Source organism: Mesorhizobium sp. M4A.F.Ca.ET.050.02.1.1, assembly GCF_003997725.1.
Taxonomy (GTDB): Bacteria; Pseudomonadota; Alphaproteobacteria; order Rhizobiales; family Rhizobiaceae; genus Mesorhizobium.
Genome location: NZ_RZSG01000292.1, coordinates 1 through 6815, shown reverse-complemented (window position 1 = coordinate 6815; position 6815 = coordinate 1). Strand labels below are relative to the sequence as shown.

General features: G+C 63.4%; 7 protein-coding genes. 3 read left to right on the top strand and 4 right to left on the bottom strand.

Annotated elements, in window-relative coordinates; genetic code table 11:
• Together EOA33_RS19175 and EOA33_RS19170 are read left to right on the top strand one after the other, a co-directional pair.
• Positions 1-843: ABC transporter permease (locus EOA33_RS19175; RefSeq protein WP_145989198.1), on the top strand; the 843-nt coding region annotated here is incomplete at its 5' end.
• A gap of 52 nt (positions 844-895) precedes the next feature.
• Complete coding sequence (locus tag EOA33_RS19170; RefSeq protein WP_126054544.1) at positions 896-1963, top strand: BMP family ABC transporter substrate-binding protein; 1068 nt, start codon at positions 896-898, stop codon at positions 1961-1963.
• Between the two features lie 67 nt (positions 1964-2030).
• On the opposite strand, the gene rimO is transcribed toward EOA33_RS19170, so the two are convergent.
• From rimO to EOA33_RS19155, 3 genes are all read right to left on the bottom strand, one after another.
• Positions 2031-3344 (bottom strand): 30S ribosomal protein S12 methylthiotransferase RimO, encoded by a 1314-nt coding sequence (gene rimO / locus EOA33_RS19165; protein ID WP_127406291.1) that lies wholly within the window; start codon positions 3342-3344, stop codon positions 2031-2033.
• Positions 3345-3464: 120 nt separating this feature from the next.
• Positions 3465-4124 (bottom strand): TerC family protein, encoded by a 660-nt coding sequence (locus tag EOA33_RS19160; RefSeq protein WP_126054546.1) that lies wholly within the window; start codon positions 4122-4124, stop codon positions 3465-3467.
• A gap of 190 nt (positions 4125-4314) precedes the next feature.
• Entirely contained in the window at positions 4315-4722 is a 408-nt protein-coding gene (locus EOA33_RS19155; protein ID WP_127406290.1) for a DUF930 domain-containing protein, read from the bottom strand.
• 168 nt (positions 4723-4890) lie between these two features.
• On the opposite strand from EOA33_RS19155, the gene EOA33_RS19150 reads away from it, so the two are divergent.
• Positions 4891-5415, top strand: a complete 525-nt coding sequence (locus EOA33_RS19150) for an OmpA family protein (RefSeq protein WP_126054548.1) — start codon at positions 4891-4893, stop codon at positions 5413-5415.
• Between the two features lie 14 nt (positions 5416-5429).
• On the opposite strand, the gene EOA33_RS19145 is transcribed toward EOA33_RS19150, so the two are convergent.
• A partial coding sequence (locus EOA33_RS19145) for a caspase family protein (RefSeq protein WP_145989197.1) occupies positions 5430-6815 on the bottom strand: 1386 nt, incomplete at its 5' end.

Genomic DNA, 6815 nt, shown 5'->3' with positions numbered 1-6815 from the left:
GTGGTCGAGCGCTCCGGCGTCCTCAACCTCGGCGTCGAGGGCATGATGATCATGGGCGCCGTCGGCGGCTTCGGCGCCGGCTATCTCACCGGTTCGCCCTGGATCGGCCTGCTCGCCGCGATCGCCGTGGGGTCGCTGTTCTCGCTGCTGTTTGCCGTCATGACGCTGTCGCTGGCCACCAACCAGGTGGCGACCGGCCTGTCGCTGACATTGCTCGGCCTCGGTCTCTCCGGCATGATGGGAACGAGTTTCGTCGGCCAGCCCGGCCAGCGCCTGCCCAATCTCGACATTCCCGGCCTGAGCTCGATCCCGGTCGTCGGCAAGCTCATCTTCGGCCAGGATCCGGTCTTCTACATCTCGATCGCGCTGACCGCCGCCGTCACGTGGTTCCTGTTCAGGACCCGCACCGGTCTGACGCTCCGCTCGATCGGCGACAGCCACTCTTCGGCGCATGCGCTGGGCATCCACGTCATCCGCTACCGCTATCTGGCGGTGATCTTCGGCGGCGCCTGCGCCGGTCTTGCGGGCGGACACCTGTCGCTGGTGTACACGCCGCAATGGGTGGAGAACATGACCGCGGGGCGCGGCTGGATCGCGCTGGCGCTGGTGGTGTTCGCCTCCTGGCGGCCGTGGCGGGTGCTGGCCGGCGCCTACATCTTCGGCGCGGTGTGGATCGGCCAGCTTCATGCACAGGCTTTTGGCATTCCGATACCGTCGCAGATGCTTTCTTCGCTGCCCTATCTGGCAACCGTCGTGGTTCTCGTTCTAATCTCGCGCAACAAGCGTCTGACGATGATGAACACGCCGGCTTCCTTGGGGCAGCCATTCGTTCCGGATCGTTGACAACAAACAAAAAGACGGGAAGCTCCAAGGCTTAACTCAGAGAGGTAACACGATGAAAAAATTGCTTATTGCCCTGATGACCACGACCGCGGCCATTTCGCTGGCGGCAACGGCCGAAGCCGCCGACAAGCTCAAGGCGTGCTGGGTCTATACGGGCCCGATCGGCGACTTCGGCTATTCCTACCAGCACGACCAGGGCCGCCTCGAGGTGGAGAAGGCGCTCGGCGACAAGGTCGAGACCGCTTATCTGGAGAACGTCTCGGAAGGCCCCGACGCCGACCGCGCCTTCGAGCGCCTGGCGCGCGAAGGCTGCAAGCTCATCTTCGGCACCTCCTTCGGCTTCATGGATGCCGAAGTGAAGGTGGCCAAGAAATTCCCGAAGGTGATGTTCGAGCACGCCACTGGCTACAAGACCGGCGACAATCTCGGCATCTACAATGCGCGCTTCTATGAAGGGCGCTACGTCCTCGGCCAGATCGCCGCCAAGGAATCGAAGGCCGGCGTCGCCGGCTACATCGTGTCCTTCCCGATCCCCGAAGTGGTGATGGGCATCAACTCCTTCATGCTCGGCGCGCAGTCGGTCAACCCGAACTTCAAGGCCAAGATCGTCTGGGTGAACTCGTGGTTCGATCCGGGCAAGGAAGCCGACGCCGCCAAGGCGCTGTTCGACCAGGGCGCAGACATCATCGTCCAGCACACCGATTCCACCGCCGCGCTGCAGGTGGCGGAGGAGCGCAAGCTGCACGGATTCGGCCAGTCCTCGGACATGATCAAGTTCGCGCCGAACGCGCAGCTCACCTCGCTTACCGACGAATGGGGGCCGTACTACATCAGCCGCGTCCAGGCTGCCATCGACGGCACCTGGAAGCCGGACAATGTATGGCTGGGCATCAAGGACGGCGCCGTCAAGCTTGCGCCGTTCACCAACATGCCCGACGACGTCAAGGCGATGGCCGAGGCGACCACCAAGAAGATCGCCGATGGCTGGAACCCCTTCACCGGGCCGATCGCCAAGCAGGACGGCTCGCCCTGGTTGAAGGACGGCGAAGTCGCAGACGACGGTACGCTGCTCGGCATGAATTTCTACGTCAAGGGCGTCGACGACAAGCTGCCGCAGTAAGCGACGGTCGGACATTGAAATGAAAGGCCGCCCTCGGGGCGGCCTTTCATTTGCCGCATATTTTGCGTCAGACCGCCGAGCCGTAGAGATCGTAGGCGTCGGCGCGATCGACCTTGACCGTAACGATGTCGCCGGCGCGCAGCGGACGGCGTGACTGGATGTGCACCGAGCCGTCGATCTCCGGTGCGTCATATTTGGTGCGGCCCTTGGCCGACATTCCGTGCGCCTCGTCGATCAGCACCGGCAGGCGCTTGCCGACCTTCTTGGCGAGCTGCGTGGCCGAGATCTTCTGCTGGCGCTGCATGAAGCGATGCCAGCGCGCTTCCTTGATCTCCTGCGGCACCTGCTCGAGGCCGAGATCGTTGGAGCGCGCCCCCTTGACCGGCTCGTATTTGAAACAGCCTGCGCGGTCGATCTTCGCCTCGTCCAGCCAGTCGAGCAGCATCTCGAAATCCTCATCCGTCTCGCCCGGAAAGCCGACGATGAAGGTGGAGCGGATGGCGAGATCCGGGCAAGTCTCGCGCCAGCCGCGGATGCGCTCAAGCGTCTTTTCGCCATGCGCTGGCCGGCGCATGTTCTTCAGCACCTGCGGCGAGGCATGCTGGAACGGGATGTCGAGATAGGGAAGGATCTTACCGTCCGCCATCAGCGGAATGACGTCGGCGACATGCGGGTAGGGATAGACATAGTGCATGCGGATCCAGATGCCGAGCTTGCCGAGTTCTTCGGCCAGGTCGAGGAACTTCGCCTTGACCTCGCGGTCGCCGAATATGCTGGTCTGGTACTTGATGTCTATGCCGTAGGCGCTGGTGTCCTGCGAGATGACGAGGATTTCCTTCACGCCAGCCTTGGCCAGCTTCTCGGCCTCGCGCAAAACGTCGGCCGCCGGTCGTGAGACGAGGTCGCCGCGCAGCGCTGGGATGATGCAGAAGGTGCAGCGGTTGTTGCAGCCTTCGGAGATCTTGAGATAGGCGTAGTGGCGCGGCGTGAGCTTCACGCCTTGCGGCGGCAGAAGGTCGATATAGGGATCGTGGCTGGGCGGGGCCGCCTCGTGCACCGCTGCCATGACGCTCTCATAGGCTTGCGGCCCGGTGATCGCCAGCACATTGGGGTGCTTCTCGCGGATGACCTCGGGCTCGGCGCCAAGGCAGCCGGTGACGATGACACGGCCATTCTCGGACAGCGCCGAGCCGATGGCGTTGAGCGACTCGTCGCGCGCGGAATCGAGGAAGCCGCAGGTGTTGACCACGACGAGATCGGCCCCGTCATGCTTGCGCGCGATCTCGTAGCCTTCCGCGCGCAGCCGCGTGATGATGCGCTCGGAATCGACGAGCGCCTTCGGGCATCCAAGACTGACGAAACTGACGCGAGGGGCAGACATAAGCTTTTCCGGGCTTTTCGGGATCGGCGGCGCAATACCACACTAATTGCGGCATTGGTATGGGCAACGGCTGCGGCGAAACACAACCGTCGTTGTTCCGCCTGCCGCTGGCGCCGATCGTCAACTTACCGCTGCATTGACATGCGGCCACACTTCCATCGCGCCCCGATAGACCATGTCGACTGCCACATAGAGGATGATCGCCAGGCCGATATAGGCAATCCAGCGATAGCGATGCAGCAGCCTGGCGATGAAGCTCGCGGCAAGGCCCATCAAGCCGATCGACAGCACGAGACCGATGACCAGCACCCAGAAATGATCGCGCGCCGCACCGGCGACCGCCAGCACGTTGTCGAGCGACATCGACACGTCGGCGACGACGATCTGCAGCGCCGCCTGGCCAAGCGTCTTGCGCGGCGCCTTGCCGGCGATCTTGCTGTCCCTGTCGAAGTCGGTATTGGACAGTGCCTCCGTCGCCTCCTCCTCGTCGGCATGAGAGGTGCGCAACTCGCGGTACATCTTCCAGCACACCCACAAGAGCAGGATGCCGCCGGCGAGCAGCAGGCCGACGATAGCCAACAGCTTGACGGTTACCGCGGCAAACAGGATGCGCAGCACGGTCGCTGCCAGCACGCCGATGAGGATCGCCCTCTTGCGCTGCTCGGTGGGCAGGCCGGCGGCCGCCAGCCCGATGACGATCGCATTGTCGCCGGCCAGCACAAGATCGATGGCAATGACCTGGAGAAGGGCGGTCAAGCTTGCGGCGCTGAAAATGTCCATCGGCTGGAGGCCCTTTGCTGTTCGCCGAGTGTCGGTCGTCGAATATCCAGACGCCCTAACGTGTATGGTTCGTGTGCGTCAAGTGACCGGCCGGAACAAGCGCGGCAAGCCGACTTTTTTCGACAGGCGAGTGATCGGTTCGGGTCAAAATGGCAGGTCGCCGACAGGCCGGCGCAAGTGCGTCGTGGCTCTAGTCGTAGAGATTGTACTTCGCCCAATCGGTTTCCGGGATCTCGTCGCCGATCCGGTAACGCAGCTGCAGGACCTGCATGTGGTCCGGCGCGGTCTGGCACTTGAACTTCAACCGATACCATTGCCCCTTGCTGCGGAAGGCCGCGCCCGGGCTCCGGATCGCGTCGGCGCTCATCTCCGGCGTAGCAAAGGCGTAGGCGACCACTCGGTCGGCCTTGTATTTGTGGTCGTCGTGGGTGATCCGATCGAGCACTTCCGCATCGCAGCGCTGTTCGAGCCGGGTCTGTGGATCGAGTTTCAGGAGGCCGGCGCGCAGCGCGTTGTCCATCGCATAGGCCGGCCATGCCAGCGTCAAGGACGCCAAAACCAAGAGGCAGAGCTTTTTCATCGGCGGGAGAAGCAGCATATTTTGTCTGAGAAATCAACCAGACCGCGGTCGGACGGCGGGCGTAGCCCTCACACGCTACTGCGGTATCTGGGCCTTTTTGCCTGTATGTGAGATGCGTCACATCGTCCAGGCTGGCGGTGCTGAAGAGTGTTTTCTCGATCCATGACGACGATACTGGAGGCGGCGATGCGCGCGACCATTTCGATCCTCGTTCTGGCGGCGTCGTTGATGCCTCCGGCCTCGCTTGCCGACCCGGTGCAATCGTCGGAAGACATCATCAAGTTTTTCGCCAGCACAGCCCAGCTCGGCCAGTCGCGCGGAATATGCGTCGGCGCCGCAGACGAATGTGACGGCAAGGCGGACGCGCCGGCGCCGGCCGGCCTGGATATGCTGGTCAATTTCAATCTCGATTCCGCCGAACTCATGCCGGACGCCCGGGCCAAGCTTGGCGAATTTGCCAAGGCGCTGAAGGACAATCGCCTGAAGAGCCAGAACTTCGTCGTCGAAGGCTATACTGACGCCTCCGGCTCGCCCACCTACAACAGGGGACTTTCGGAACGCCGCGCCCAGTCGGTGACCGCATTCCTGCTGTCGAACGGCATCGAGCCGTCGCGCATCACGTCCGTTGGCCTTGGCGCAACCCTTCCGCGGGTGGCCAATCCCTACGATCCGGTCAACCGCCGCGTCGAGATGCGCATGAACACCCAGTAGATCGCGTGATCTTGCTAGAACACGCCGCCGATGCCGATCCCACCGCTGATGTCGGGGGGAGGAGCGGCCGGACGCGAGGACTGCGGCTTCGAGGACCTTGCGGCCTTTCGGCTGGTCGCCGCCTTGCCGCGCGCAGGGGCGGCATCCGACGATATCCTGGCCGGCTTGGTCCTTTGCACGACGACCGGATCCTTGCACACGCGGCCCGACTGCAAGAACAGGTCGCCCAGCAGTTCGACGGTGGGTTCAGTCGTCGATGCCGTGCGCCGGGTGTTCTTGTAGTAGCTGGTGACGGCGCGGACGGAGCCCTTGCCCCAATTTCCGTCGACGCTCGTGCGGTAACAGCCCAGGCGACGCAGCTCTGTCTGGATACTGCGCGCGAGATCGGTGGCCTTTTCCGGGTCCGGCTCGCCGGCCGACTTGCCGACGATCAGTGTTTCGAGGCCGGAGACTACGCTTTCCTTCGCGCCGTCGAGGCTGGCGACCTGCGTCCCGGCAGGCTTGGCCGAGGGATCCGACGGCGGTGTGATCTCGACCGACCGCAATGTCTGGCCGACGATGATCACCGCGGTCTGCAGGTCGTTGGAAGCAAGCTCGACCTGCAGCTTCTCCTTGGCGACCGGATCCGACAGGATGCGCGACAGGCTGGCGCTCAACTGGGTCGGATCGAGCACCTGCTGTTCGGTGAAGTAGAATTGCTCGCGCAGATTCGACTGATCCCACGGCACCTGACGACCGAGCGTGAGCGCCTCGGTCTCGTTGCGCACGCGTATCATCATGTCGGAAATGCTGAGCCCCGGGATTTCGATGTTCTGCAACAGGGCCGTGGTGAAGGGGCTGTTGTCGCCGGCTCCATCGACCGTGGTGTTGCCGGGCTGGGTCGCAAAGGCGACGAAAATGTTCTCGCCCACCTCGACCTGCGCGAGGCCATCGGCGGTGCTGGCACCTTCGCCCACCGGGTTGTTCCGGCAGGCGTCGAGGAAGATGAAGGTTTGCCGCTCACGGCTGGCAAATTTGGCGATCACATCATTGAGCCTGATCGCGCGCGCGGTCAGCTGCTCCAGGTTTTGCGCGTCGGGCGTGTCGACTGGCAAAAGATAGTTCTCGCCCTGAAGCTGGACGCCGTGGCCAGCGTAGAAAATGAGCACCGCGTTGGCGCCGGCAAGCTTGCCGGTGGCTTCCTGAAACAGCCTGGCAAATCCTTCCGCCGAAAGATCGGTGCCGGTGAGCACGTCGAAGTTCAGCCTTCTCAGGCTCTCGGAAAGTCTTCTGGCGTCGTTGTCGGCGTTGGCAAGGTGGGGGAGGCGTGCGCTTTGGTAGTTGGAATTGCCTATTACGATTGCCAGCCGCTTGGCGGGCTGGAGCGTCGGTTCTTCCACGGCGGCCGCCCAAACGCCTAT